Source organism: Marinomonas algarum, assembly GCF_020532605.1.
Lineage (GTDB): Bacteria > Pseudomonadota > Gammaproteobacteria > Pseudomonadales > Marinomonadaceae > Marinomonas > Marinomonas algarum.
Map to the genome: position 1 here is coordinate 128,187 of NZ_JAJATW010000004.1, position 26,977 is coordinate 155,163.

Annotated in this window: 25 protein-coding genes; 11 read left to right on the forward strand and 14 right to left on the reverse strand. The window is 44.9% G+C overall.

The window, feature by feature from the left end:
- The first annotated feature begins 14 nt into the window (after positions 1-14).
- From LG368_RS04755 to LG368_RS04785, 7 genes are all read left to right on the forward strand, one after another.
- A complete protein-coding gene (locus LG368_RS04755; RefSeq protein WP_226753586.1) occupies positions 15-1,316 on the forward strand; it encodes a S41 family peptidase in 1,302 nt (433 codons plus the stop codon).
- Positions 1,317-1,335: 19 nt separating this feature from the next.
- Positions 1,336-2,412, forward strand: coding sequence for a divergent polysaccharide deacetylase family protein (locus LG368_RS04760; protein WP_226753587.1), 1,077 nt, complete (start codon positions 1,336-1,338; stop codon positions 2,410-2,412).
- A gap of 303 nt (positions 2,413-2,715) precedes the next feature.
- The gene (locus tag LG368_RS04765; protein ID WP_226753588.1) at positions 2,716-3,828 is read left to right on the forward strand and encodes a branched-chain amino acid ABC transporter substrate-binding protein; all 1,113 of its coding nucleotides are present in this window, start codon (positions 2,716-2,718) and stop codon (positions 3,826-3,828) included.
- A gap of 90 nt (positions 3,829-3,918) precedes the next feature.
- Positions 3,919-4,830 (forward strand): ABC transporter permease subunit, encoded by a 912-nt coding sequence (locus LG368_RS04770; protein WP_226753589.1) that lies wholly within the window; start codon positions 3,919-3,921, stop codon positions 4,828-4,830.
- Entirely contained in the window at positions 4,831-6,105 is a 1,275-nt protein-coding gene (gene livM / locus LG368_RS04775; RefSeq protein ID WP_226753590.1) for a high-affinity branched-chain amino acid ABC transporter permease LivM, read from the forward strand.
- A complete protein-coding gene (locus LG368_RS04780) occupies positions 6,102-6,986 on the forward strand; it encodes an ABC transporter ATP-binding protein (RefSeq protein WP_226753591.1) in 885 nt (294 codons plus the stop codon). Before livM ends, LG368_RS04780 begins: the two co-directional genes overlap by 4 nt.
- Entirely contained in the window at positions 6,983-7,696 is a 714-nt protein-coding gene (locus LG368_RS04785) for an ABC transporter ATP-binding protein (RefSeq protein WP_264193970.1), read from the forward strand. The genes LG368_RS04780 and LG368_RS04785 overlap by 4 nt, the downstream gene beginning before the upstream one ends.
- A 156-nt stretch (positions 7,697-7,852) precedes the next feature.
- Here LG368_RS04785 and tsaC read toward each other — a convergent pair whose 3' ends face one another.
- The 5 genes from tsaC to glnA form a co-directional block, all read right to left on the reverse strand.
- Positions 7,853-8,410, reverse strand: a complete 558-nt coding sequence (tsaC, locus tag LG368_RS04790; protein ID WP_226753592.1) for an L-threonylcarbamoyladenylate synthase type 1 TsaC — start codon at positions 8,408-8,410, stop codon at positions 7,853-7,855.
- Between the two features lie 80 nt (positions 8,411-8,490).
- The gene (locus tag LG368_RS04795) at positions 8,491-8,871 is read right to left on the reverse strand and encodes a DUF3461 family protein (RefSeq protein ID WP_226753593.1); all 381 of its coding nucleotides are present in this window, start codon (positions 8,869-8,871) and stop codon (positions 8,491-8,493) included.
- 178 nt (positions 8,872-9,049) lie between these two features.
- Complete coding sequence (ntrC, locus tag LG368_RS04800) at positions 9,050-10,489, reverse strand: nitrogen regulation protein NR(I) (RefSeq protein ID WP_226753594.1); 1,440 nt, start codon at positions 10,487-10,489, stop codon at positions 9,050-9,052.
- Positions 10,486-11,571: a nitrogen regulation protein NR(II) gene (gene glnL / locus LG368_RS04805; protein ID WP_226753595.1), complete on the reverse strand. Its 1,086-nt coding sequence runs from the start codon at positions 11,569-11,571 to the stop codon at positions 10,486-10,488. The genes ntrC and glnL overlap by 4 nt, the downstream gene beginning before the upstream one ends.
- Positions 11,572-11,828: 257 nt before the next feature.
- The gene (gene glnA, locus LG368_RS04810; RefSeq protein ID WP_226753596.1) at positions 11,829-13,235 is read right to left on the reverse strand and encodes a glutamate--ammonia ligase; all 1,407 of its coding nucleotides are present in this window, start codon (positions 13,233-13,235) and stop codon (positions 11,829-11,831) included.
- A 360-nt stretch (positions 13,236-13,595) separates the two neighbouring features.
- Between glnA and thiI the strand changes: the two genes are divergently transcribed.
- From thiI to dtd, 3 genes are all read left to right on the forward strand, one after another.
- A complete protein-coding gene (gene thiI, locus LG368_RS04815; protein ID WP_226753597.1) occupies positions 13,596-15,047 on the forward strand; it encodes a tRNA uracil 4-sulfurtransferase ThiI in 1,452 nt (483 codons plus the stop codon).
- A gap of 247 nt (positions 15,048-15,294) precedes the next feature.
- On the forward strand, positions 15,295-17,115 hold the full coding sequence (gene typA, locus LG368_RS04820) for a translational GTPase TypA (RefSeq protein ID WP_226753598.1): 1,821 nt from the start codon (positions 15,295-15,297) through the stop codon (positions 17,113-17,115).
- A 145-nt stretch (positions 17,116-17,260) separates the two neighbouring features.
- A complete protein-coding gene (gene dtd / locus LG368_RS04825) occupies positions 17,261-17,695 on the forward strand; it encodes a D-aminoacyl-tRNA deacylase (protein WP_226753599.1) in 435 nt (144 codons plus the stop codon).
- Positions 17,696-17,716: 21 nt separating this feature from the next.
- Here the strand turns inward: dtd and tatC are convergent, their stop codons facing one another.
- The 8 genes from tatC to LG368_RS04865 form a co-directional block, all read right to left on the reverse strand.
- Entirely contained in the window at positions 17,717-18,472 is a 756-nt protein-coding gene (tatC, locus tag LG368_RS04830) for a twin-arginine translocase subunit TatC (protein WP_226753600.1), read from the reverse strand.
- A 6-nt stretch (positions 18,473-18,478) separates the two neighbouring features.
- Positions 18,479-18,862, reverse strand: coding sequence for a Sec-independent protein translocase protein TatB (tatB, locus tag LG368_RS04835; protein WP_226753601.1), 384 nt, complete (start codon positions 18,860-18,862; stop codon positions 18,479-18,481).
- A 3-nt stretch (positions 18,863-18,865) separates the two neighbouring features.
- Positions 18,866-19,081, reverse strand: coding sequence for a Sec-independent protein translocase subunit TatA (tatA, locus tag LG368_RS04840; RefSeq protein WP_226753602.1), 216 nt, complete (start codon positions 19,079-19,081; stop codon positions 18,866-18,868).
- 17 nt (positions 19,082-19,098) lie between these two features.
- Complete coding sequence (locus LG368_RS04845; RefSeq protein WP_226753603.1) at positions 19,099-19,431, reverse strand: phosphoribosyl-ATP diphosphatase; 333 nt, start codon at positions 19,429-19,431, stop codon at positions 19,099-19,101.
- A gap of 16 nt (positions 19,432-19,447) precedes the next feature.
- A complete protein-coding gene (ubiB, locus tag LG368_RS04850; protein WP_226753604.1) occupies positions 19,448-21,091 on the reverse strand; it encodes a ubiquinone biosynthesis regulatory protein kinase UbiB in 1,644 nt (547 codons plus the stop codon).
- Positions 21,092-21,093: 2 nt separating this feature from the next.
- Positions 21,094-21,849: a bifunctional demethylmenaquinone methyltransferase/2-methoxy-6-polyprenyl-1,4-benzoquinol methylase UbiE gene (ubiE, locus tag LG368_RS04855; RefSeq protein WP_226753605.1), complete on the reverse strand. Its 756-nt coding sequence runs from the start codon at positions 21,847-21,849 to the stop codon at positions 21,094-21,096.
- A 140-nt stretch (positions 21,850-21,989) separates the two neighbouring features.
- Complete coding sequence (locus tag LG368_RS04860; protein ID WP_226753606.1) at positions 21,990-23,549, reverse strand: GGDEF domain-containing protein; 1,560 nt, start codon at positions 23,547-23,549, stop codon at positions 21,990-21,992.
- A gap of 25 nt (positions 23,550-23,574) precedes the next feature.
- Positions 23,575-24,192, reverse strand: a complete 618-nt coding sequence (locus tag LG368_RS04865) for a thiol:disulfide interchange protein DsbA/DsbL (RefSeq protein ID WP_226753607.1) — start codon at positions 24,190-24,192, stop codon at positions 23,575-23,577.
- A gap of 441 nt (positions 24,193-24,633) precedes the next feature.
- Between LG368_RS04865 and yihA the strand changes: the two genes are divergently transcribed.
- On the forward strand, positions 24,634-25,278 hold the full coding sequence (yihA, locus tag LG368_RS04870; protein WP_226753608.1) for a ribosome biogenesis GTP-binding protein YihA/YsxC: 645 nt from the start codon (positions 24,634-24,636) through the stop codon (positions 25,276-25,278).
- Positions 25,279-25,350: 72 nt separating this feature from the next.
- Here the strand turns inward: yihA and gshA are convergent, their stop codons facing one another.
- Positions 25,351-26,943, reverse strand: a complete 1,593-nt coding sequence (gshA, locus tag LG368_RS04875; protein ID WP_226753609.1) for a glutamate--cysteine ligase — start codon at positions 26,941-26,943, stop codon at positions 25,351-25,353.
- Positions 26,944-26,977: the final 34 nt, after the last annotated feature.

The window sequence follows — 26,977 nt, forward strand, 5'->3', positions numbered from 1 at the left end:
CGGCAACTCAAATAATGATAAAGACTATGGTGACTCCTATTTTGCGTCAAAAAATTCCCTTTCTATGTACTTTTCTGTGCGCAACCTTGTGTTTGCCTACGGTGTCCTTGGCCGAATCAAGCCCGTCAACGCATTTGCCAACGACGGAAATTCAATCTTTTGTGGAAACGTTTGAAACCATTCGAGAAGGCTACGTGGAAGTCATGTCTGATCAAGACATTTTGCACAAAGCTCTAAAAGGTATGGTGTCAGGGCTTGATCCGCATTCTGAATATTTTACTAAGAGTGAGTTGGTGGACTTTAATGAGCTGACATCAGGCAACTACGCAGGCATTGGCGTGGAAGTGGAAATAAAAGATAAGCGTTTGACCATAGTGACGCCGATTGATGGCACACCGGCTGCTCAAGCAGGAATATTGCCAGGCGATGTGATTGTTAAAATTGACAGCACATTGACCACAGACTTAGGCATGCAAGACATTGTGACTCTTATGCGAGGCGAGGTGGGAACCCTCATTTCGCTGGATATTGAGCGCGATGGTGAGGTAAAGCATTACGAGCTGACACGAAGCCTAGTCGAAGATGACAGTGTGACGTCAAAGTGGTTAGAAGACAGTATCGCCTATTTTCGTATCAGTCAGTTCCAGAGCGACAGCGACAAAGAATTCTACAGCGCGATTGATGCTTTTAAACAGGAAAAAGCGATTAAGGGCGTGGTGCTCGATCTAAGAAACAACCCAGGTGGTGTCTTGCAAAGTGCGGTAGGTGTTGTCGATGCCTTTATTAGTAAAGGGCGAATTGTTTACACCGATGGCCGTCATGAAATATCGAAGAGTCAATTTAACGCCACCAAGACCACCACACGATTGTCAGGTCTGCCTGTGGTGGTGTTAGTCAATGAAGGCTCAGCGTCGGCATCAGAAATCGTCGCAGGGGCACTGCAAGACCACCAAAAAGCGGTCATCATGGGCACAGAGACGTTTGGTAAAGGTTCTGTACAAACTGTGGTTCCTTTGTCGAATGGGGATGCGGTGAAACTCACAACCGCTTTATACTACACGCCGAATGGACGCTCTATTCAAGCGCAGGGTGTGACACCGGATCTTGTGGTTCCTCAAGCCAATTTGACTTTTAAAAAGGGACAGTTTTTTGTCAAAGAAGCGGAGTTAAAGGGCCATCTTGGTAATGGAACTGGTGGTAAAGAGCGCACCAGTGTGGATGTGGCGTCGGACATCAGTGAGTTGGCAAAAACGGATTTCCAACTTTTTCAGGCGGTGACTATTTTGAAAACTTTGCCTAAGTTGATGCCAAAATAGCCTTTTTATTGATCTCAGTATGTTTGGTAACAGTTTGTATTTAAAAGCAGTGTTATGGGGTATTTGTGGTGCTCTCATGAGTGTGAGTGGTGCCTATGGGACGGAATCTCATCCGTCTGAAGCGTCGCCAGTGTTGCATAAAATGGCTTCGATGGGGCAAGAAGCAGAGCAGGCTCACTCACGTTTTATTGATGAGCTGACACAATTATCCAGTAAGACAGCTTCTTCAGAAGAAAACGTGCTATTACCAAAGCAGCTTGGCCCGGTACTTCCCCCTATTTTACCTTTGCCCAATTTAGTGGTGCCATTGTTACCTTATCCGCCGAAGGAAGAGGATAAGGTTTCCCGTAAGGCAAATCCGGTTGCTCCTTCCGTTCCCGATGACATTCTAGCGGTTGATGTGCACCCAAAACAGCCTCGAATCGCCATCTTGATCGATGATCTAGGTTACAACCGACAGGGCATGACGTCTTCATTAGACTTACCGACAGAAGTTGCCTTGGCTATTTTGCCCAGTACACCTTTTGCGCAAAAAACCGCTCAAACTGCTCAACAGCAGCGACGAGTAACCCTATTACATGCGCCTATGGAAAATCTACGAGGACTAAAATTAGGGCCAGGTGGCTTGTATGCCAACATGACAGAAGAAGAGCTTAAGGCAACACTGAAAAATGACCTCGACAGCCTGCCAGGCATTCAGGGGGTTAATAACCACATGGGGAGTCTGTTGACCACCAAAGCGAATTCTATGGCTTGGGTTATGCAAACTCTACAGGGGCGCTCACTTTTCTTTATTGATAGCCTCACCAACGCCAAAAGTGTCGCAAAACAGACAGCGCAGGACTACGGTTTGGATACCGTCAGTCGTGATGTTTTTTTAGATAACATACGCACCGAAAAGGCGATTGATCATCAGTTTTCACGTCTGATTACCTTGGCTAAGCGCCATGGTAGTGCAATGGCCATTGGGCACCCTTATCCTGAAACGACGGCCTATCTTAAAAAACGTCTGGCGAATTTAGAGGACGACGGCGTTCAGTTAGTGCCACTTTCAGATTTATTGATATCGTCACCAACAAAAAAACTTTCTCCATAGATCAACGTTTTCCTGCACTTTTCTGTTGGTTTATTCATGCTTTTTTTAAGTTGAATGCGTTGTCTGGCGTATTTTTGACGAATAAGTTCGTTCCTTGTCCTGCCCATTTATTTCCATTATTTGCACCGCTATTGACCAATATTTTTGTAAAGACTAGTGTGTAAATCCATTGAGGTGCACATTTTTTGAATAATTACCTCATAGTTTTCATAAAGTATACTTTTTTAAAGGGTTTTATTTTATGGAACGCTTCTTGCTTTTGAATAATAACGATAAAACACAAAACGAGTAGAGGCTTTTCTTATGTCAAACATGGTTATTAGAAAAACGTTCATTTCTCTTGCGGTAGCTGGAGCGGTCACAATGGCTCAGGCAGAAGTCGTGATTGGGGTCGCAGGTCCACATACGGGCGCTTATGCCGCTTTTGGTGAGCAAATGTGGAAAGGGGCTGAAAAAGCCGCTGCGGATCTGAATGCCGCTGGTGGTATTAATGGGGAAATGATTAAACTAGTAAAAGCCGATGATGCTTGTGAACCCAAACAGGCTGTGTCCATTGCCAACCGTCTTGTCGATTCCGATGGCGCATTGGCTGTTGTGGGACATTTCTGCTCTTCCTCCTCTATTCCCGCTTCTCGTATTTATGAAGAGGGTGGCGTTCTGATGGTGACCCCAGCATCAACCAACCCTGCTTTGACAGAACAAGGATTGCCGAATGTTTTTCGTATTTGTGGTCGAGACGACCAGCAAGGTGATGTTGCAGCAAGCTACATTGTTGATGAATTAAACGCTAAGCGTGTTGCTGTGCTTCATGACAAAGATACCTATGGCAAAGGGTTGGCTGACGCAATGAAAGCAACATTGAATGCGTATGGCGTAAAAGAAGTTTTGTATGAAGGTCTGACCCGTGGTGAAAAAGACTTCAATGCCGTGGTCACTAAAATCCGTTCTGTCGACGCGGATGTTGTGTACTTTGGTGGCTTGCATTCAGAAGCCGGCCCATTGGTTCGTCAGCTTCGTGAACAAGGGTCAAAAGCACTGTTTATTTCGGGTGACGGTATCGTATCAGATGAATTTGTCTCTGTAGCCGGTTCGCCAGCCTACGTTGAAGGCGTCATGATGACCTTTGGTGCGCCACCATCGTCTTACCCTTCTGGTAAAAAAGTGATCAGTGAATTCCGTGCGTCAGGTTATGAACCCGAAGGCTATACGCTCTATTCTTATACGGCCATGCAGATTGTTGCGGAGGCCCTGTCTAAAAATGATCTAGACCCAATGGCGGGTGCAGAGTGGCTGCAAAGTAACTCTATTAACACCGTGATGGGTAAAAAAGACTTCGATGAAAAAGGCGATTTAACCGTGTCTGACTACGTCATGTATGAGTGGGACGATAAAGGCAAATATCACCAAATAAACTAATGTCCATTTAGTTTGATACACGCGCTTATCGAAACGGTTTGATAAGCGCGTTTTTTCCTTAAAAATCAAAAAACTCCCTCGAGGTCTACAATGGATATCGTTCTCCAGCAGTTGGTAAACGGTCTTACCCTGGGTTCTGTTTATGGACTCATTGCGATCGGCTATACCATGGTATACGGCATTATTGGCATGATTAACTTTGCCCATGGCGATGTTTACATGGTATCCGCTTACATTACCGCCATCGCCATCGCTCTATTAACATTCTTTGGTATTGAATCTTTTCCTATTATCATCATCGGCACGCTTTTTCTCACTGTGGCAGTGACTGGCGCTTACGGTTGGGTGATTGAGCGTATTGCTTACCGACCTCTACGGAATTCTAGTCGTTTGTCTGTATTGATCTCAGCGATTGGTATGTCTCTTATCTTACAAAACTATGTGCAACTTAGTCAGGGTGCGAACCAACAGGGCGTGCCTACTTTACTGACTGGTGCAATTCGTTTTTCCGTAGGTGATGGCTTTGTGCAAATCACCTATATGAAGCTAATGATTCTTCTGATTTCTTTATTGGGTATGGGCATCCTGACCTATGTGATTCAGAAAACAAAGCTAGGCCGTATGTGTCGTGCCACACAGCAAGACAGAAAAATGGCGTCTATTTTAGGCATCGATACGGATAAAGTGATTTCGACGGTCTTTGTGATTGGTGCCATGATGGCGGCACTAGCAGGTGTGCTGATTACCTTGGACTACGGTGCGTTTGATTTTTATGTCGGCTTCATTATCGGTATAAAAGCGTTCACGGCCGCAGTATTGGGTGGTATAGGTTCTTTGCCTGGGGCTATGTTGGGTGGTTTGATTCTAGGCTTGTCTGAGGCCTTATTTGCAGGGCTTATCAGTTCCGATTACAAAGATGTCTTCTCCTTCTCTTTATTGGTACTCATTTTGATTATTCGTCCTAGTGGTCTTCTTGGCAAACCTGAAGTGGAGAAAGTATAAATGAGTCAAGCAGCAGGAGTTAACTTTAAAAAAAGTACGATAGATGCGCTGATTGCCGGCTTTCTAGCGCTGATCTTATTTGGTCCTATCGTAGGGGTGTTGTTAGACGGTTATCAATTTAACTTTGAAACTGACCGTGTCGCTTGGATGGTGGCGATTGTCGCCATTGGGCGTTTTGCAATCTCAAGCTTTTTTCAGACTGAAAAAGGCATTGCGATGTCATTCCGATACGCAAACAGTAACGACGGTGCCACCGTACTGGCGCCTGGACACAAATCAAAAATGGTCTGGATCATTCCATTGGTGATTGTGATCGGTCTTCTGATTCCCTTTATTGCCTCAAAATATGTGCTGACCGTGGTCATTCTGGGGCTTATCTATGTGCTGCTTGGACTGGGTTTAAACATCGTTGTTGGCTTAGCTGGGTTGCTCGATTTGGGCTTCGTCGGGTTTTACGCTATCGGTGCTTACGGTTTGGCGTTGGGGTATGAAAATCTTGGTCTTGGCTTTTGGTCTATGTTGCCGATTGCAGCGATTTTAGCCGCAGTTGCTGGGGCGATTCTCGGCTTTCCGGTATTGCGTATGCATGGCGATTATTTGGCCATTGTGACCTTGGGCTTTGGTGAGATTATCCGTTTGGTGTTAACCAACTGGGCGTCTTTTACCCACGGACCAAATGGTATTTCTGCACCACTACCGACTCTGTTTGGCCTTGAATTTAAGCGTAGGTCCCGTGATGGGGAAACCTTCCATGAGTTTTTTAACCTTCCTTATGATTCCGCTTATAAGTACATGTTTATTTACCTCGTCTTATTTGCCGTGGTCTGGGCTGTGCTTTTTATTAAACATCGCCTGGTAAAAATGCCGATTGGTCGTGCGTGGGAAGCCTTGCGAGAGGATGAAATTGCCTGTCGTTCATTGGGGTTAAATCATGTTCTAGTGAAGTTATCTGCCTTTATGTTAGGTGCCTCAACAGGGGGCTTGGCCGGTGTGTTTTTTGCTACTTACCAAGGCTTTATTAACCCTTCGTCTTTCACCTTCTTTGAGTCTGCTTTGATCTTGGCCATTGTGGTACTAGGAGGAATGGGCTCCACATTAGGTGTGGTGATAGCGGCTTTCTTTTTAACCGTATTGCCTGAAATGCTAAGGGAATTTGCAGAATATCGTGTTCTGATGTTTGGTATTTTGATGGTTGTGATGATGATTTGGAAACCAAGAGGCATTGTTCGTGTGACTCGAACGGGATTTGCACCAAAGCAGGGGGCCGTAAAATGAGCAGTGAAAACGTGTTAACGGTTGAAAATTTAGTGATGCATTTTGGTGGGATCAAAGCGCTTAATGATGTGAATTTTGCTATTAAACGAGGCTCCGTCTCAGCGCTTATTGGCCCCAATGGGGCGGGTAAAACCACAGTGTTTAATTGTCTCACTGGATTTTACAAGGCGACAGGTGGGAATATTTTATTGTCGGCGGGTGGTAAAGACACCAGTGTGATCAAGGTACTCGGTGAACCTTTCCAAGCAACGGATTTCTTTTCACCGGTCGCTTTTGTGCGTCGCCTGAAATACAAGATGTTTGGAGGATCTCACCTCGTTAATCGTGCAGGTCTGTCTCGCACATTTCAAAATATTCGCTTGTTTAAAGAAATGTCTGTGGTGGAAAACCTGCTTGTTGCTCAGCATATGCGAGTCAATCGCAGTTTAATGGCGGGTATTTTAAACACGAAATCTTATCAAAAAGCAGAAGAGGAAGCGTTGGAGCGTGTCTTTTACTGGTTGGGTGTGGTGGATTTGGTGGACTCTGCGAATCGTCTAGCGGGCGAATTATCTTATGGTCAACAACGTCGCTTAGAAATCGCTCGTGCCATGCGTACCAATCCAGAAATTGTCTGTCTGGATGAGCCTGCGGCCGGTTTGAATCCATCAGAAACCGAAGCCTTAACCAAAATGATTCGTGTATTGCGTGATGAACATAATACGACCGTGTTATTGATTGAACATGATATGGGCATGGTAATGGATATCTCTGATTATATTGTGGTACTGGATCATGGCGAGGTTATTGCCAAAGGAGGACCAGACGACATTAAGAACAACCCGAAGGTCATTGCGGCTTACCTTGGTGCAGAAGAAGATGATGAGGAGGTGTCCCTATGACCACATTGATGGAATTTAAAGACGTAGACGTTTACTACGGGCCGATTCAGGCGTTAAAAAAAGTGTCTTTGTCTGTTAATGAAGGGGAGATTGCGACCTTAATTGGGGCGAACGGAGCTGGTAAGTCGACCTTGTTGATGTCGATTTTCGGCCAACCTCGGATTTCGTCTGGTGAAATCATCTATCGCGGTGAGGACATATCACAAAAGTCTGCACACTATGTGGCCTCCCATGGTTTGGCTCAGTCACCAGAAGGTCGACGTATTTTTCCAGGTATGTCGGTAGAAGAAAATCTGTTGATGGGGACCATTCCAATTGGTATGGATCACGCTGAAGAAGACATGCAACGTATGTTTGAGCTTTTCCCACGATTGTTGGAGCGCCGAAATCAACGGGCCTCGACTATGTCTGGTGGAGAGCAACAAATGTTGGCCATTGCGAGAGCCTTGATGAGCCGTCCAAAACTGCTGTTGCTGGATGAGCCCAGTTTAGGGTTGGCTCCCATCATTGTGAAGCAAATCTTTCAGATTCTAAAAGATGTAGCGAGTACGGGAATGACAATTTTCCTTGTGGAGCAAAATGCCAATCATGCTTTGAAACTGGCGGATCGTGGTTATGTGATGGTGAATGGTGAGATTCGTATGGCGGGAACGGGTCAAGAATTACTGGTAAACCCAGAAGTACGTGATGCTTATTTAGGGGGCCATTAATTGATCACTGTCTTATGATATTTTTCTGAGGTCACTTAATCCCTTTGAATAAAAACGCCGAGGTATTTTTTAGAATCCTCGGCGTTTTGGTTTTCATGTGGATAACTTGTGTTCTTTTACACAGAAAAAGACGCATTATCGCGAGATATCAGTCAATCAGGCGCGAAAGAGCTGTCCTGTTAAAATGTCTTTCACTTGTGAGGGTTGCGATGCTTGACCAAGGGGAGCATCAAAAATCGCGTCTATTTTGTCGCCAAAATAGTCCGCTACTGCCTGTGCACTTAACGCGGGTGCTAATCCTGCAGGATTGGCAGAGGTTGAAACCAGCACCCCACCAAAGGCTTGGCAAAGCGCTTGCACAGGTTGATGCTGAGATAAACGAATCGCAACACTGTGATGTGCGCCTCTAACCCATGCTGGGGTGGTGCTTGTGTCTGGCACAACCCAAGAGGTGGGAATGGTGTTGATGCTCACCAAACGCTTTGCAGCTTCCTTGTCTAACGATGTTAGCCAAGGCGTAAGGTGTTGTTCTGCGCCCGCGACTAGGATGAGTCCTTTCGACTCAGGTCGATCTTTGATCTTGAGTATGCGTTCTACGGCGGCGTGGTTAAAAGGATCACAGCCTAATCCCCATACGGCTTCTGTTGGATAGGCAACAACGCCACCCTGACGAATAATGTCGGCAAGTTGTGTCACAGAGGTTATTAATTGCATAGTAAAATGAACGTCTCACGCAAAAGACCCCTATGAGAAAGGAGCCAATAAAAAAGAGGTGTCTTGTCGGATTCGTCGTATTATGACATGGCGTCAATTTTTTGTTTGATCTCACTGATTTTACTGTTAACGACTTTTTCCAAGTGTTCCAGCTCTTTAATCAGGTCGTCTTTGGTTACCTGAGCTTCGTGTTGTTTGCCCACAATGTCTTCTAGCTCTTCCATGGCACGTAAGACAATCAATGACGGTTCTTGTACTTGGCGGTAGGTTTGCTGACCCCCGTCAGCGAGTACCGTCTTGCTTGAACGACCAAATTTAAATTTTTTGCTTTTTGGTAACAGGGAGCCTTTCTCACGACGATAATAGATTTTCAAAACATCGTGACCGCCTTCATAGCGCAGGGTGAACTTTTCAATATCGTTAAGACTGGTGATGCCCATTGACTCGAGTGTTGGATACATGGTGTTTTTCCCGTTCGTTGAAGGTTTATAGGTAAATGAAAGCGCTTTGTTTAATTAGTAGGGGATTGTGTCAACAAAATCAAGCATTGGCGATGAGAAAGTAAAAGAAACAAAGCCAGCCCCAATTGAACGGGGCTGGCTTTGCTGTAGGCCTTGTGCGACGAGGTCAGATAGGTGATTAGTCTTCGTCTTGCTCGACATTGTCGATATTGAGTTCTTTGATTTTACGCGTCAAGGTGTTGCGCCCCCAACCGAGTAGTAGGGAAGCATCGCGGCGACGTCCTCCTGTATGAGCCAGAGCCGTCTCAATCATGATGCGTTCAAACTTAGGCACGGCTTGATCGAGAATGCCCTTTTGACCCGATGCCAGCGTATTGTCCACCCAGTTTTTTAGGGCTTCTTCCCAGGAAGAGAAGGGTTGTTCATTCGGTACCGATTCGAGCAACTCCGGTGGCAAGTCTTCAACTAAGACTTCACGACCGGATGCCATGACAATCAACCAGCGACATGTGTTTTCAAGTTGGCGAACGTTACCTGGCCAATCAAGCTGGGTTAAGTATTGTTCGGTTTCTTTCGTGAGTTGCTTGGGTTCAACGGCAAGCTCCTCAGCAGCGCGACTTAAAAAGTGACGGGCAAGTTTAGGGATGTCTTCACGGCGCTCTGCTAATTTTGGTAAGTGAATACGAATGACGTTTAGACGGTGAAACAAATCCTCACGGAAAGAGCCGTTTTGTACCAAGGTTTCTAGATTCTGGTGCGTTGCGGCAATAATGCGAACATCTACTTTTACTGGCGTATGACCCCCCACACGATAAAATTCGCCATCGGCCAAAACGCGTAATAACCGTGTCTGAGTTTCCGCTGGCATATCGCCTATTTCATCTAGAAACAGGGTGCCACCATTGGCTTGCTCGAAGCGACCACGGCGTTGAGTATTTGCACCAGTGAAAGCGCCTTTTTCATGACCAAACAATTCAGACTCAATCAGGTCGCGAGGAATCGCCGCCATATTCAAGGCAATAAAAGAGTTTGTGGCTCTTGGGCTATGTGTGTGGAGGGCTTGGGCAACCAGTTCCTTACCCGTACCTGACTCGCCATTGATGAGAACCGTAATATTGGAATTGGCAAGACGCCCAATGGCACGAAACACTTCCTGCATCGCAGGGGCTTCGCCAATGATTTCTTTGTCTACTTGGTTATCGTCTTCACAAATGACGTCCATGCTGGCGGTGCTTGGACGCGCGTTACGGTGGTGCAACATGGCACGTTTTACAAGACTGACGGCTTCTTCAACATCAAAGGGTTTTGGAAGGTATTCAAACGCACCACCTTGGTAAGACGCCACTGCACTTTCTAGATCCGAATGAGCTGTCATAATAATAACAGGCAAATAAGGGTGATCTTTTTGCAGCTTTTCCAGTAACTCCAATCCGTCCATACCCGGCATGCGAATATCACTGATGATGGCGCTGGGTTGTTCTTTGTCGATGAGGTTGACAAGGTTTTCAGCGGAATCAAACAGGCGACACTGTATGCCTTCTTGTTCCAAGGTTTTTTCTAAGACCCAGCGAATAGAGCGATCGTCGTCAACAATCCATACGGTTTCTTCGGGTGTCATACGTGTTTCTCCTGATCTTGGACAGACGTCTCAATGGGGATAAGTAGGTTGAATTCTGTCTTTTGTGGGTAGCTATTGCACTCCACGATACCGTGGTGCTGGTGGATGATAGATTGTGCAATAGACAGCCCCAAGCCCGTGCCATCCGCTCGACCACTGACCATGGGGTAAAATAGTGTTTTAAGAATGGCTTCTGGAATGCCTGGGCCATTGTCGATAATACTGATTTTGCATACGAGGCGATGGCGTTTTGAGCCTATGGTGAACTGGCGTAAAGCTCGCGTCACCATATGAATGGTTTTATCTTGATTGGTTTCGTCTTCAAGTAAGGCCTGCATGGCGTTGCGAGTGATGTTAAGCAGGGCCTGAATTAATTGCGATTCGTCACCGATCAAATCCGGAATGCTGGGGTCATAATCTCGGACAATGCGTATTTGATTGTCTGTTTCAACGGAAATCAGTTGGCGCACACGTTCGATGACCTTGTGTATGTTAAGCGACGTGTTTTTAGGAAGCTGCCTTGGACCCAATAAACGATCAACCAAGTCCCGCAAGCGATCGGATTCTTCAATGATCACTTGTGTGTAGTCGTTTAGAGCTTCATCAGTGAATGCGCGGCTTATCAGTTGCGCCGCACCGCGAATACCGCCAAGAGGGTTTTTAATTTCATGGGCAAGACCCCTTACCAACTCTTTACTGCTCTCGTGATTGGCAATAATTTCGTCTTCTTGGGAGATACGCTTCATTCTATCCCGAGGGTAAAGCTCGATGATGAGACTCTCTGTTTCATTCGATGTGCCCATAACGGGTGTGACAGTATAGTCACAAAACAATTTTTTACCGTTGTTTCGCACAATTTCTGCTTCACGTTTCGTGAATGGATAGCCAGATTCAATGGCCAATTGCAATGCCTGAACACTGTTTTCGTCTTCTCGAAAGGCGGCATGAATAGGATGGCCATAAATGCGACGACGGCTGACCGCTAACAGCATTTCTGCCGCAGGGTTGAGGTATTCGATGTCAAGTTGGTCATTAAGTTGAATAACCGCAGTAGATAAATGATCGATTAGTAAGCTATACACAGACAGTGCCTCTCTGTTGACTCCTGCTTTTATAATTTCTTCAAAAATAACTGCAAAAAACGAACCAACATTGGGCAGCTCGAAATGGCGTGTTTATTAAGGTCTTTATATAACAGGAGAAAATTGATCGCACTAAAAAAGTGCATTAAATTTGATGTGTTGTTTTTCGTGCAAAAAAAGCGCTTTGTAAACGCGAGCAATAAAAAAGCCCCAGTCATAAACTGAGGCTTTTTCTGTATCTTGTGTCTAAAGCGATATTACACGCTGTAGTACAATTCAAACTCAAGTGGGTGAGTAGTCGTAGAGATACGCAATGCTTCTTCTGTTTTTAGGTCGATGTAGGCATCGATCATTTCATCAGAGAATACGCCACCTTGAGTCAAGAACTCACGGCCTTCGTCTAGGCACTTAAGTGCTTCTTCTAGGCTGCCAGCAACCTGAGGAATGGCCAAGGCTTCTTCAGCTGGAAGATCATATAAGTCTTTATCTGCTGCATCGCCAGGGTGAATCTTGTTTTTGATACCGTCGATACCCGCCATCAACATAGCAGCGAATGCTAGGTATGGGTTAGCAGTTGGATCAGGGAAACGTGCTTCAATACGCTTGCCTTTAGGACTTGCAACGTATGGGATACGGATAGAAGCAGAACGGTTACGTGCTGAGTAAGCCAACATAACAGGCGCTTCGAAGCCAGGAACAAGACGTTTGTAAGAGTTTGTTGATGCGTTAGTAAACGCGTTCAACGCTTTCGCGTGCTTGATGATACCGCCGATGTAGTAAAGTGCCATTTCAGAAAGGCCAGCGTATTGGTCACCAGCAAACTGGTTTTCGCCATCTTTCCAAAAAGATTGGTGAACGTGCATACCAGAACCGTTGTCACCAACGATTGGTTTCGGCATGAAAGTCGCTGTTTTACCGTAAGCGTGCGCTACGTTATGTACGCAGTACTTAAGAATTTGAACTTCATCCGCTTTTTTCACCAAGGTATTGAATTTAATACCGATTTCGTTTTGACCAGCGGTTGCCACTTCGTGGTGATGAACTTCAATAACCAAGCCCATTGACTCCATTGCGCCACACATTGCGCCACGTAGGTCATGATGAGAGTCAACTGGAGGAACAGGGAAGTAACCGCCTTTAACGAATGGACGGTGACCCATGTTACCACCTTCGAATTTCTTGTTAGAAGACCAAGCGGCTTCTTCAGAATTGATCTCTACAGTGGAACCTGACATGTCTGTTTTCCAACGAACGTCGTCGAAAATAAAGAATTCTGGCTCAGGACCAAAAAATGCTGTGTCGCCAAGACCTGTTGATTTAAGGAATTCTTCTGCACGAAGTGCAACAGAGCGAGGATCGCGATCGTAGCCTTGCATAGTAGAAGGCTCAATGATGTTACAGCGAACAATAACAGTTGCTTCTTCAGTGAAAGGATCAACAATAGCCGTGTCATCTTGTGGCATCATGATCATGTCGGATTCGTTGATGCCTTTCCAGCCAGCAATAGATGAACCATCGAACATCTGGCCAGTTTCAAAAAATTCTTCATCTACCGTGATTGCTGGAATAGATACGTGTTGTTCTTTACCTTTAAAGTCAGTAAAGCGAAGGTCAACCCACTTCGCGTCATGCTCAGCAATCAAGGCAAGGGTCTTGTTTGACATAGTTGTTCTCCAGTCGTAGTGAAATCGAAAAATATTTTCGGTTATAGAGTGCTTCAATATAAAGCGCTAATTGACGAATATAAAGCATAACTTATGCCAGAATGTTGTGCGGTCTAATAAAGGCTTATTTTACAATGAGATAGGCGATTTTGGTTTTTTTGTGCTCCTTATTGAGTCTTTGGAAAAGCCATCAAAAACAATTTATGCACTTTATTTGTGCATAAAAAGATGCTTTTGTTCATTTATGGTGCTTTTTTATTTTTATTAAATGATGATTCATGTTTCGTTGCCATTTTGTATCGGTGCTCTTTTCTCTATACTGGCCGACTTTTTTAACTTCCGGTCCTCCCTCCTTGTCTTATGAAATTCATTATTAAGTTTTTTGCAGAAATCACCGTTAAAAGTAGTCCAGTCAGAAAAGCCTTTATTAAGCAGTTGCGTCACAACACGCGGTTAGTGCTTAAAAAGCACGACGCTAATGTGACCGTGTCGGGAAATTGGGATTTTTTGGAGGTGTACTCGGAGCACGACGAGTTACGAGATGATTTTGTTGCGTCCCTTGCCAACATAGCAGGCATTGCTCACTTTCAATATGTTCGAGAGTTGCCGTTAGTTGACCTTGATGATGTCGTCGAGCAGGCGGTGTTGGCATACGGTGATTTGATTAAAAACGCGGTTTTTGCGGTACGGGTAAAACGTATTGGTGACCATAATTTTACGTCTGTCGAGGCGGAACGTTATATTGGCGGAGAGCTTATGGCGCGCTGCGGTGCCTTGGCCGTGCGTCTTAAAAATCCAGAGGTCTTAGTGCCTATTGATATTCGTCATGATCGAGTTTGGCTCGTGGAGCAGCGTGTTGAAGGCTTGGGCGGCTATCCATTAGGCTCACAAGATCCCGTATTGTCATTGATGTCTGGTGGTTTTGATTCAACCGTCAGTTCCTTTATGACGATGAGTCGAGGATTGAAAACACATTTTTGCTTTTTTAACTTGGGAGGCGATGCTCATGAGATCGGGGTTAAGCAGGTGTCTCACTTTCTCTGGGAAAAGTACGGTTCTGCATTAAATGTAAAATTCGTTACTGTGCCATTCGAAGCGGTAGTGGGGGAAATCCTAACGAAAGTCGACAACGCCGAAATGGGGGTGATTCTTAAGCGCATGATGTTGCGTGCAGCCTCACAAGTCATGGAGCAAGTGGGCGCAAAAGCATTAGTGACCGGAGAAAGTGTTGCTCAAGTATCCAGTCAAACGCTGACCAATCTGAATATTATTGATCAAGCAACTGATGAGTTGGTGTTGCGTCCTTTAATCACTACCAATAAACAGGTGATTATTGATAAAGCGGTCGAAATTGGTACCGCCCCTTTTGCGGCCAGCATGCCAGAGTTCTGTGGTGTGATTTCGGTGAAGCCAACGACACGGGCAAAAATGTATAAAGTCGAGTATCAAGAATCAAAATTTGATTTTGCTCTGTTGGAGCAAGCGGTTGTGAGTGCCAAGGTGGTTTCCATTCAAAATGTAATGGATGACGTGGCGAAGCAATATCAAGGTGAAGTACCTTTCGTTCGCATGCCAGTGGGGAATGAGGTGATTGTTGATATTCGACATCCAGATGAGGCGGCTAACCGCCCTTTAAAAGTCAGTGGTCGTCCAGTGAAAGTGATTCCATTTTTTGCGCTGGAGTCGAACTGGGAAGCGTTAGACCAAGCTGTGCCACATTTACTTTATTGTGGGAAAGGCGTGATGAGCCGCATGCAGGCCGCCTATCTCCTTGGTAAAGGCCATCAAAATGTCGGCGTTTACTTACCCTAAAATGGCTTTCTGCGCGGTAGTATTTCTGTCGTAATACCCTGCTATTGTCTCAATGTTGGATCGCATGAGTGCGCTTGTTACGCATTTTTGTGGACTTTTTTTGCCACTTTAATGGGATATTTATCAGGATAAGGGTACAATTGCGCGAATTTTACCCCGCACCAAGATTCGAGACGCTTGAAGAGCCTATCCGCTAAGTCAAGCGGCGTTTGTCTTTTTGCTCACTCGAAATATAGAGAAAATCTAAATGTCTAATGATATCAGTAAGTTACGCAACATCGCGATCATCGCTCACGTCGACCATGGTAAAACAACGCTCGTTGATAAGCTATTAAGCCAGTCTGGCACGCTAGATCGTAAAGACCAAGGTTCAGAACGAATCATGGATTCAAACGATCAAGAAAAGGAGCGTGGCATCACCATTTTGGCGAAAAACACTGCCATTATGTGGAACGATTACCGTATCAATATCGTAGACACACCTGGACACGCTGACTTCGGTGGTGAAGTAGAGCGTGTATTGTCTATGGTTGACTCTGTATGTTTATTGGTTGACGCGGTTGATGGTCCTATGCCGCAAACACGTTTCGTAACTTCTAAAGCGTTTGAGCGTGGCCTTCGTCCAATCGTTGTTATCAACAAAATTGACCGTCCTGGTGCTCGCCCTGATTGGGTTATGGATCAAGTGTTTGATTTGTTCGATAGCCTTGGTGCGACAGAAGAGCAACTAGACTTCCCAGTTATCTACGCTTCTGCCATCAATGGTATTTCTGGTGATGATCCAGAGAACATGGCGGAAGACATGACACCGCTTTACCAAATGATTGTTGATAGTGTGCCTGTGCCAGACGTTGATCCAGATGGCATGTTCCAAATGCAGGTTTCTGCATTAGACTATGACCCTTATGTTGGTGTTATCGGTGTAGGCCGTATTACCCGTGGTAGCTTGTCTCCTAACCAGCAAGTGATTGTGAAATCAGCGGATGGTAAAGAGCGTAAAGGTAAGGTACTAAACGTGAAGGGCTACCATGGCTTGGCGCGTGTTGATACTGCCAAAGCGTCTGCTGGTGATATCGTTTGTATTAATGGCATTGATGGTTTAAGTATCTCTGACACTCTATGTAACCCAGAGTGTGTTGAAGCATTGCCTGCTTTGTCAGTAGATGAACCAACCGTTAGCATGACCTTCATGGTTAACGATTCGCCGTTTGCTGGTAAAGAAGGCAAATACATTACCACACGTAATATATCTGACCGTCTTGACCGTGAGTTGATTCACAACGTAGCGCTACGTGTTGCTCAAGGCGATACACCAGATAAATTCATCGTATCTGGCCGTGGTGAACTTCACCTATCGGTATTGATTGAGTCTATGCGTCGTGAAGGCTTTGAGATGGGGGTTTCTCGTCCTGAAGTAGTACAAAAAATGGTTGATGGTAAGGTTCAAGAACCATTCGAGCTAGTGGTTATTGACGTTGAAGAGCAGCACCAAGGTTCTATCATGGAAGAGCTTGGCTTACGTAAAGCAGAGCTAACAAACATGGAACCAGACGGTAAAGGTCGTGTTCGCCTTGAGTTTATGACACCTTCACGTGGTCTTATTGGCTTCCGTGGCTTGTTCCTAACGCTAACGTCTGGCTCTGGTATTATGACCAGTGTTTTCGATCACTACGGTCCAGTAAAAGATGGTGATGTGGGCAGTCGTCAAAATGGCGTGTTAATCAGTATGGTGACCGGTAAAACCGCCGCGTTTGCATTGTTTAACTTGCAAAGCCGTGGTCGTTTGTTCTTAGGCCATGCGGTAGAAGTGTATGAAGGTCAGGTTATTGGTATTCACTCACGTGATAACGACCTGTCTGTTAACCCAGTAAAAGGTAAGCAGTTAACCAACATGCGTGCTTCTGGTACCGATGAAGCCTTGACGCTTACGCCGCCTATCAAGCATACCCTTGAGCAAGCACTTGAGTTCATCGAAGACGACGAATTGGTAGAAGTAACACCAGAAAGCATTCGTATTCGTAAAAAACTATTGACTGAAAACGAGCGTAAACGCGCTGGTCGTAAGTAAGTTTTTATAGGCTTGTAAAAGAGCAGCAGCAAATGAGTTCATGTGAATGAATTCAGGAGCGACAGAAGCGCCTTCGGGCGCTTTTGTTTTTTCTGGGGTTGGAGAACGTTCATCTTGAGTAAGGCATAGAGAAAAAGGAGAAGAAATGAAAGTGCTTGTGCAAAGAGCGATCGATGCGAGTGTGACCGTAGAGGGTGAGGTGATTGGTGCCATTGATCACGGACAACTTGTTTTAGTCGGCATCGAAAAAGGCGACACCGAGGCGGATACACAACGGCTAGCCGATAAGCTACTAAAATACCGTATGTTTGGTGATGAAGATGGAAAGATGAACCTCAATGTTCAACAAGTCTCTGGCGGCATACTTCTGGTTTCTCAGTTTACTTTGGCAGCGGAGACTAAGAAGGGGTTGCGGCCTGGCTTTTCCAGTGCTGCCATTCCATCGGAAGGAGAGAGGCTATTTAATGACTTTGTGAGTAAGGTACGAGCTCAATATGACAAAGTCGAAACAGGGCAATTTGGAGCGGATATGAAGGTCGCATTTATCAACGATGGCCCTGTGACTTTTATGTTGGATTAATCTAGAAAAGAGGCGTTTAAATCAGGCCTCATTTTCTTCCTCGCGACCATCTACCACGACTTTAACAGTACGGCCGGCAATAAGACCAAGCTCAAACAACATCCACATAGGAATGGCCAATAGAGTCTGAGAGAAAATATCAGGAGGGGTGATAAGCATGCCAATGACAAAGCAACCTAGAAAGATATAAGGACGCTTTTTCGATAAAGTGGCGACGGTTGTGACCCCTGCTTTGATAAGCAAGTAAGTGGCGACAGGGATTTCAAAGGTGACGCCAAAAGCGAAAAACAACTTCAAAACAAAGTTCAAATAATTATTAATGTCTGTCATCACCGTGACTTCTCCAGGCCCTACGGTTGTGAAGAAACCAAAGATTAAAGGCAGAACAACAAAATAAGCAAACAATACGCCTGCATAAAACAAAAAGATGCTAGAAATTAACAGGGGAATGGCAATTTGTTTTTCGTTTTTATACAGAGCGGGTGCAATAAACGACCAAATTTGAAATAGGGTATAAGGCACCGAAATAAGCACAGCCACCGCAAAGGTCAGTTTGAGCGGTGCTAAAAAGGGCGAAGCCACTTCGGTGGCAATCAGTGAACTGCCTTCGGGGAGCAGCAGTCGTAAAGGCTCAGACACAATCAAATAAAGATCATTAGCAAAGTAATATAAGCCTATAAAGAGCACTAGAATCGCTAACACACTTTTTAATAGGCGATTTCTAAGCTCAACAAGATGCGTGACCAATGGAGCTTGGTTGGAGGTGTCGGTACTCATAAAGCGTTATCTGTCCGCAGAAGGGGTGGATTGAGAGAGAGGCTTTGCTTGTTGGTCGTCATCAGCAATCATCTGTTCCGTTGCTGAAGGCTCTGCTGTGTTTGTTTGAGTGGTCATCTGATTGTCTGGCTGGACGGTTTTTTGATTAAGTTTCTCTTGTACCGACTGGCCTTCTTTTAAGATACGCTGATTTGTTTCAGTGATCTTTTGCTGCAACTCTTCCTGATCCAGCTGAGCATTAATTTCACGTTGGACAGAGTTAATGCTGCGGCGAATTTTGCGCACCCATAATCCCGCTGTCTTAGCCGCGTGTGGTAGGCGTTCTGGGCCTAAAATAAGCAAGCCAACCACAAAGACAACGAGAAGTTCTGAAAAGCCAATGTCGAACACAGGTTAAGCGCTCTTATCGTCTTTTTTTGCTTCAGCATCGATCACTTTATGCTGAGCGGCTTTATCGTCCGGTTCACCGTCTTTATCCACGGCTTCTTTGAAGCCCTTAACGGCACCTCCTAAATCAGAACCAAGATTTTTCAGTTTCTTAGTGCCAAAAATCAGGATCAAAATAGCCAACACGATAAGCAGTTGCCAAATACTGATTCCACCTAACATAACTTACTCCTAAATAATTATTTGTTGCGATTGGCCTTTTCTTCCAAGCCAGACAAATTAAATCTGCGCGCCAATTCATCCAATATCGCCTCTGGGCCTATGTCTAAATGAGAAAGCATAACGAGAGTGTGGAACCAAAGATCAGCCGTCTCATAAATCACGTCTGATTTGTCTCCAGAATTCACCGCGTCTTTGGCTGCGATGATGGTCTCTACACTTTCTTCGCCCACTTTCTCTAAAATCTTGTTTAGACCTTTTGCATGCAGACTCGCTACATAAGAAGAATCGGCGGCGGCGCTTTTACGTTGTTCAAGTGTTGCTGCTAATTCAGCTAATACATCAGAATTCATTATAGTCTCTCGGATGTTACGGTTTTAAGACAAGTAAATATAAGCCCACTAAAAACAGTCCCATACTTGCGAAGTCAGCTTCTTTTAGATGAGATAAGGAGGCCGGATCGGTGATCACCCAAGCGGCGCCTAAACTGACCAAGCCAAGCAGACGGAAAGGCACGTTCTTACGACCTTTTTTCAGTTCGCCGCTTAAATCCTCAATGGCTTTGGTCTGAGCCTGCATACGCTCTTCTTGATGGGACATTTGTGACAGCGCTGTAAAGATCAAGTTGGGTATCTGTGGCAACTGACCTGCCCACTGAGGAGCTTGCTTACGCGCTTCTTCTAGCACACGCTTAGGCCCGACTTGCTCGCTCATCCATTTTTCTAAAAATGGCTTCGCTGTTACCCAAAGATCTAAGTCTGGGTAAAGCTGACGGCCTAGCCCTTCAATGTTTAGCAGTGTTTTCTCTAGCAAAACAAGCTGAGGTTGAACCTCCATATTGAAACGACGAGCGGTTTGGAACAAGCCAATCAACACTTGGCCAAACGAGATGTCTTTTAATGGCTTGGCAAACATAGGCTCACAAACACTGCGAATAGCCGATTCAAATGCATGGACGGGTGTGCCTTTAGGTACCCAGCCACTTTCTACATGCAGCTCTGCCACTAAGCGATAATCTCGTTGGAAAAAGGCCAACAAATTGCGGGCTAGGTAGTTTTTATCTGCGTCATCTAAGCTGCCCATGATGGCACAGTCGATGGCGATGTATTTGGGTTTTTTCGGGTTACTCACATCGACAAAAATATTGCCAGGGTGCATGTCAGCATGGAAGAAACTGTGAGAGAAAACTTGAGTGAAAAATATTTCCACACCACGCTCTGCTAAGCACTTCATGTCAACGTTGGCCTTATTAAGTGCTTCAACATCGGCAACTGGAATGCCAGAAATACGCTCAACAATCATCACGTTGCGATGACTGTAGTCCCAATGGACTTGTGGTACATACAATAGTTCTGAGTTGACAAAGTTACGTTGCAGTAACCCAGTATTGGCAGCTTCTTTGGCTAGGTCCAGTTCATCAAGAATGGTGTATTCATAATCCGTGACCACTTCGACAGGGCGTAAACGTCGACCATCCGCGCTTAGGTCAGCCACGAGATGTGCCAAGGTATACAGTAAGCCAATGTCTTGGCGAATCGTTTTTTCAATATCGGGACGAATCACTTTAACAACAACGTCTTCACCCGAGTGCAGTTTAGCGGTGTGTACCTGTGCAATTGAAGCGGACGCCAATGGGGTGACAGAGAACTCGGCAAACAATTCATCGACAGACGCTTTTAAATCACGTTCGATGATGGCTTGTGCGACTTCGCCTGGGAAAGGTGGCACCTTATCTTGAAGTCGGGCTAATTCGTTAGCGATGTCATCGTCGAGAAGATCGCGTCGCGTCGATAAAATCTGCCCAAATTTCACAAAAATAGGGCCCAATGACTCAAGTGCAAGACGAAGACGCTCGCCTTTGTTTTCACTGGCCTTTTGACGCCCAATTGCACACACCAAGCCTAATGAATAACGAATGTACCAAGGTGATAATTCAAACGGGATGAAGACATCAAGTCGGAAACGAATAATCGTATAAAGGATGCGCAATAAGCGAAAAGTACTGGTAAACATGGTTAGAATTTAAACCCTTTGTGTAGCGCTACAATGCCGCCTGTTAAGTTTTGGTAGCTTGTTCGTTCAAAGCCGACCTCGTCCATCATACCTTTTAAGGTTTCTTGATCTGGGTGCATACGAATTGATTCAGCAAGATAGCGATAGCTTTCTGAATCATTGGCAATCAGTTTCCCCATCGCCGGTAAAAGGCGGAAAGAATACTGATCATACACCTGTGAGAGCATTTCTGATTCGGGTTTAGAAAACTCTAACACTAACAGACGACCACCAGGTTTCAACACACGGTACATGGAGGCGAGCGCTTTGGATTTATCAGTCACATTTCGCAAGCCAAAGGCAATGGTGATGCAATCAAAAGTGTCATCAGGAAAAGGCAATGCTTCAGCGTTGGCCTGCACACATTTCACATTACCAACAACCCCTAGGTTGGCCAATTTGTCCCGACCGATTTTTAGCATGGAGTCGTTGATGTCTGCCAAAATAACCTGACCTTCACTGCCGACTAAACGTGAAAATTTCAGTGTCAAGTCACCGGTTCCGCCAGCGATGTCTAATACACAGTGACCCGCACGAACACCGGATTGACTCACGGTATGGCGTTTCCAAAGGCGGTGAATGCCTCCTGACATTAGATCATTCATAATGTCGTATTTTGCGGCAACAGAATGAAATACGTTGGCAACGGCTTTTACTTTTTCATCTGCTGGGATTTCTTTAAAACCAAAGTCGGTGGTTTTGCTTTTATCATCTTGCATAAACTGCGTCATCCTAGTGGTGTAAATACACACTTTTTCTGTCTGAAATTGTATATCGAGTCATTGATCAATTGTGTTAGTGACTCTATCGCCTTTTATTGTAACCTTGAGCGCAAAGCTCTGGTACTGATTTGTCCGTTCTATTTGTCTGCGACAACCTTATTACGACCAGACTCTTTTGCCAAATACAGTTGTTTATCTGCCCTAGAGAATAAGGCCTCAGGTGATTCTTGTGGCATAAGCTGTGTAATACCAATAGACACTGAAATATTTATGGGCTCACCCTGCATATTAAACGGCGTCTCAAACACTGTACGTCGCACCGCTTCTGCGCGTGCTTCAGCGTCCTTTAAAGCGGTATTCGGAAACACAATGACAAACTCTTCACCGCCATAACGAAACATAAGGTCTTCTTTTGCCAGGGCGTTTTTAATTTGCTTAGGCACGAGGCGTAGTACCTTGTCGCCTGCTTGGTGCCCCCAAGTGTCGTTGACTTTTTTGAAAAAATCGATATCACACACGGCTAAGCACAGCGGCTTTTTCGTTTTCTGCATAAATTTGCAAAGGGGCAAGATGGCATCTTGGTAAGCCGTTCGGTTGGGCAGATCGGTTAACGAATCCGTCATGGCCTGAGCAAGCTTCTCTTGTAATAACGAACGTAACGAAACGGTGTCTTTTTCCATTTTCGTTACTTTATTTTTTAATTGTGTGATGGATTGATTCGCATGCCTTTCTTGCTCAATCATCTGAGTCTTATGTTCTTCCATTGTTTCAGAAATCGTCGTAAGGCGTTCATCAATGAGAGACTTTAAACTGTCTAAATCGTTGCTCTTTTTGACGGCTTCTGCGGTGTTTGTTACCTGATTTTGTAGCTTGCAATTAAAATTTTCTCTGCTCTGAGACAGGTTGGCCTGAGAGTTTACACTGCTGGAAATGGACTCATTAATGCTCGCCAGTTGTTTGTTTAACTGACTTAAATAGTTGGTTAGGTTTTCCTGTGTTTTGCCGACTGAGATCATAATCAAATGGACGACTTCGTCCAACAGGCCTGGCAAATCTTGTAAATTGGTTGTTTGAGTAAAAGCGTGCTCTAGGTCGTTGATGTTCTCATCGTAACGACTGGGAAGGGCCAAATTGTTCAGCAAATCAATAAGAGTATGGCTGACCTGCTTCATAATGTCTGCTGAATCCAATGTACCTTGATTCGGATTGGATGTATTTTGCTGTCCATCGCTTTCCTGTCGATTAAATAATCGTGTTAAGAAAGAAGAGCGGGATTCTGGCGGCTCAGGTTCGCTGGTAGACAGCGTTTTTTGAGCTAAGGAAAGAAACCCCTTAACCAAGCTTGGCCATTGAGAAGAGGTTTGCCACTGTACACGGATCTGTGATTCCAGCTGTTTTTTGTCCCTTTGTGGCACACGACTGCCTTCTTGCTTTTCTAGCAGGTCAATCAATCGTTCAAGCGTGGCTCTGATCAGACGTGCTCTCTTTAACTGAACTTCGTCGTTTTGAATGAGCAAAGGTTCGGCGTTACTAAGGACGGCTTGTATCTCTTTGGCGTTGGCGCCCTTAGTAATGGTTTGTCGAATCTGACGGACAATACTATCAAGTTTTGGATCGTTACCTTCCGCTAATAGACTGGTTCTCGATACCGCTTTGCGTAACATGATAACCAGTTCGTCACTTGATGAGTCCGTCATACTACCTCACGTCCCTGTTAATGAATTACTGACGTTCTTTTTCAATAAGAAAATCAACGACTTTATAAATATTGTTGTTACCCTTGGCTGTTTCTGCGCTAACTAGGTACTTACCGTTAACGATTAATCCTGGAACACCACGAGCACCGTAGGCACGAATTTTTGCATCGGCTTGACTTAAACGGCTGTTAACGGCGAATGAATTATACTGTTTACGAAATTCGCTTTCACTCACACCGTAATCAACAAAGAAATTGGCTAACGTATCTTCAGAGTTTAAATTACGACGTTCTATATGAATAGCGTTAAAAAGAGGCGTGTGTACTTTATCTGCGATACCAAGAAGGTCTGCAACATGGAATGCTTTTGCATGGGCCAACCAATTACGCCCAAACACGGCAGGCAAATAATTAAAATCTACATCTTCAGGAAGGTTTTTTTTCCAAGCTTGAGTAATGGGTTCCAACGTAAAACAGTGAGAACATCCATACCAGAAGATTTCTGTTACTTCGACTTTGCTCGGGTCGTTAGTGCGAACCGGTGTTTTGATGGTGGTGTAGCCATTGCCATCACTGTATGGCGCTGCATTGGCTGACAGTGACACAATCATTGATAATAGCAATGCTGAGAACAGCTTTGTCATGAAAGACTCCTAAATCCTAGTAATCGTTAAAGATGATAGCGAAAAATGCTTCCATAATAATGCACAGAATCACCGCACAATACGATTCTAAACACGGCGCAAGGCGCTAGTTTTCCGGTAAGTTTACGTAAAACTTACGTTTAGATGGGCAATTAATCAACCGCTAATTAAGAGAAAAGTGATTGCCTTTGGTTTACAGGGTATTTGTATACTCTTTATATAAGCTTACGTACTGGAAGCTTATTAGACTCTTAAATAAGCAATAAATTTTCTGTAAAACAAAATAGGTTGATAAAAAGGCCTGATTGAGTTTGGCAGGATTTGCCTATCATGCCCTCACGAAGAGTTTAACATGGCATATTGGCGTATTTGCTGGCATCATATAGACACATAAAGACAACCCCAAATGTTAAATTCAACTCTACTGACGAATATCAACTTATGACACCTTTTGACTCTATTTTCCAATCCGCTCATTTCATCAAGAGTGCTGAGAAGCTTTCTCAATGCCCATTAGACCAAGGTGTCGAAGTTGCTTTTGCTGGCCGCTCAAATGCAGGAAAGTCAACGGCACTGAACACGTTGACGAACCAGAAAAAACTGGCTCGTACCTCTAAAACACCTGGTCGAACTCAGTTAATTAACTGTTTTGGTTTAAATGTAGAAGACCGTCGCTTGATCGACTTACCTGGTTACGGCTTTGCAAAAGTGCCGATTGAAATGAAGAAAGTTTGGCAAGCGCACATGCAAGACTATCTTATGAACCGTCGTTCTTTGGCGGGAGTGGTGTTGGTTATGGATATTCGCCATCCATTAAAAGAATTTGATGAAATGATGCTGGATTGGGCAAAAGCCAATCACATGAAGGTACACGTCTTGTTGACCAAATCAGACAAGCTAAAGCGCGGCCCAGCGCAGGCGTCTATGTTTAGTGTGCAGCGTGAACTAAAAGCGCAAGGTGTGGATGGTACGGTACAAACTTTCTCGGCGTTAAACGGTGACGGTGTTGATGCGTTACGTACTAAGCTTTCTGAGTGGTTGGTACTGGAGAATCTAGAGGTTATTCCGGTTTCGCCTAACGCCTAACGCTATGCCAGTAACATACAAGGCCTCTGCTTCTTTATGAAACAGGGGCCTTTTACGTTATGAATGGCGCATTTATTGGGGTGTTAAATACGCCTTTAAAAAGGTGTCGAAGTCTACTTCATCTGCCGCTTCAACGGCCTTTTGATCTTGCAATGAGCGTTCTGCTTTTTCTATAAAAGCCTGTGTTAACGACTCAGGTAATGGGCATTGCATCCAAGCAGCTTGTTGCTCTTTTGATAACGCGAGCATGGCATTTTGATAGCCATTTCGCGCCTTAGTGCGAGCAAGTAGTTTTGCCGATGGGAGCTGATCTTCATTAATAAGCTTGTTCTTCTGCTCTTCAACTGCCGCGGCATAGGCCGGATTTTGTGTATTTGAGGATAAAAACGCCGCCACAATAGCCAACTCCTGTAAGAGCGTATTGGCTTTATCGCGTAATTTTATTGGACCCTGACCAAAGTCGAAGTCCATGTCTAAATCACGGCCATGGGAGGCAATTTCTTGCTGCATTTTACGCAATAGACTGCATTCGTCAGCGCCGAGTTGTTCGTCGCCGCGCAACATACAGTAAAGTAAGAAGACATCAATAAAGTACAGTGTGGATGACTTCATACCAATTGAAGAGTCAGGATCAAGGTCCATGATGCGTACTTCAATGTATTCCACGCCGCGAGCATGCAAAGCGGCACTGGGATGCTCGCCAGATTGTGTAACGCGTTTTGGGCGAATATCGCTGTAATATTCGTTCTCAATTTGTAATAAGTTACCGTTTAACTGGCGATACTGGCCATCTACTTTGACGCCCATTTCTTGGTAGCGCGGGTACGGCGTCTGCAGTGCTTTTTTGATGGTGCTTATGTAAGTTTCGACCTCGTTATAGCAGACATACAGGTCAGCCTGAGCTTTGTTTTGGTAACCTAGATCACTCATTCGTAATGAAGTGGCTTTGGGCCCAAACCAGGTATTGTCTTCTAATGTGTCTAGGCTGGCGGGTTTTTTAGGTAAAAAACTGTCATCGATCGCGGGTGAGGCACCAAATAACAAAGACAGTACCCAAGAATTGCGACGGAAATTACGAATCAGGGCGAAGTAGCTGTCAGATTGAAATGTTTGCTTTTCAGCGGCAGATAGGGTTTTTTTACCCTTATATGTTTCCAAAAATGCCCAGAAGTCGGCATCAAAAGAAAAGTTATAATGCATACCCGCAATACATTGCATGATACGACCGTAACGATTTGATAAGCCTTCACGGTAAACGCGCTTCAGTTTACCCGTGTTAGATTCACCGTAGTACGCAATAGGAACATCGCTGTTGTTTTCTAGGTGACAAGGCATACTGGCGGGCCACAGGCATTCATCTAACTTGAATAACTCATGGTTCACTAAGTTGTGAATATCATCTAACTCTTTAATAACACCCTCAACACTAGGGTGTACCTGAGTAATAAACTCCATCAACGCTTCTGAATAATCGGTGGTAATAGACGAATGAGTCAGTGCAGACCCTAGCGACTTAGGGTGTGGCTGATGGGAAATGCGGCCATCAGTACGGCCAACACGAAGTGCTTCTCGCTCCACACCACGATGAAACGTTAACGCATCGGTAGACGCGGCTTGTTGGCAGTGGTTTGCCAGTGCTTGTAAAGCATCGGATAAAGTGGTCAAGAAGTTTTCCTTCTAGTAAGTGGGCAGGGTTAAG

Bases quoted from the DNA above. Each gene is read 5' to 3' on its own strand.
- LG368_RS04770 (WP_226753589.1), top strand. From the start codon at position 3,919: ATGGATATCGTTCTCCAGCAGTTGGTAAACGGTCTTACCCTGGGTTCT.
- tsaC (WP_226753592.1), bottom strand. From the start codon at position 8,410: ATGCAATTAATAACCTCTGTGACACAACTTGCCGACATTATTCGTCAG.
- LG368_RS04755 (WP_226753586.1), top strand. From the start codon at position 15: ATGATAAAGACTATGGTGACTCCTATTTTGCGTCAAAAAATTCCCTTT.
- livM (WP_226753590.1), top strand. From the start codon at position 4,831: ATGAGTCAAGCAGCAGGAGTTAACTTTAAAAAAAGTACGATAGATGCG.
- typA (WP_226753598.1), top strand. From the start codon at position 15,295: ATGTCTAATGATATCAGTAAGTTACGCAACATCGCGATCATCGCTCAC.
- LG368_RS04845 (WP_226753603.1), bottom strand. From the start codon at position 19,431: ATGAATTCTGATGTATTAGCTGAATTAGCAGCAACACTTGAACAACGT.
- thiI (WP_226753597.1), top strand. From the start codon at position 13,596: ATGAAATTCATTATTAAGTTTTTTGCAGAAATCACCGTTAAAAGTAGT.
- LG368_RS04765 (WP_226753588.1), top strand. From the start codon at position 2,716: ATGTCAAACATGGTTATTAGAAAAACGTTCATTTCTCTTGCGGTAGCT.
- ubiE (WP_226753605.1), bottom strand. From the start codon at position 21,849: ATGCAAGATGATAAAAGCAAAACCACCGACTTTGGTTTTAAAGAAATC.
- LG368_RS04860 (WP_226753606.1), bottom strand. From the start codon at position 23,549: ATGACGGACTCATCAAGTGACGAACTGGTTATCATGTTACGCAAAGCG.
- glnA (WP_226753596.1), bottom strand. From the start codon at position 13,235: ATGTCAAACAAGACCCTTGCCTTGATTGCTGAGCATGACGCGAAGTGG.
- ubiB (WP_226753604.1), bottom strand. From the start codon at position 21,091: ATGTTTACCAGTACTTTTCGCTTATTGCGCATCCTTTATACGATTATT.
- tatC (WP_226753600.1), bottom strand. From the start codon at position 18,472: ATGAGTACCGACACCTCCAACCAAGCTCCATTGGTCACGCATCTTGTT.
- tatA (WP_226753602.1), bottom strand. From the start codon at position 19,081: ATGTTAGGTGGAATCAGTATTTGGCAACTGCTTATCGTGTTGGCTATT.
- LG368_RS04780 (WP_226753591.1), top strand. From the start codon at position 6,102: ATGAGCAGTGAAAACGTGTTAACGGTTGAAAATTTAGTGATGCATTTT.
- LG368_RS04795 (WP_226753593.1), bottom strand. From the start codon at position 8,871: ATGTATCCAACACTCGAGTCAATGGGCATCACCAGTCTTAACGATATT.
- yihA (WP_226753608.1), top strand. From the start codon at position 24,634: ATGACACCTTTTGACTCTATTTTCCAATCCGCTCATTTCATCAAGAGT.
- LG368_RS04760 (WP_226753587.1), top strand. From the start codon at position 1,336: ATGTTTGGTAACAGTTTGTATTTAAAAGCAGTGTTATGGGGTATTTGT.
- LG368_RS04865 (WP_226753607.1), bottom strand. From the start codon at position 24,192: ATGACAAAGCTGTTCTCAGCATTGCTATTATCAATGATTGTGTCACTG.
- ntrC (WP_226753594.1), bottom strand. From the start codon at position 10,489: ATGACACCCGAAGAAACCGTATGGATTGTTGACGACGATCGCTCTATT.
- LG368_RS04785 (WP_264193970.1), top strand. From the start codon at position 6,983: ATGACCACATTGATGGAATTTAAAGACGTAGACGTTTACTACGGGCCG.
- dtd (WP_226753599.1), top strand. From the start codon at position 17,261: ATGAAAGTGCTTGTGCAAAGAGCGATCGATGCGAGTGTGACCGTAGAG.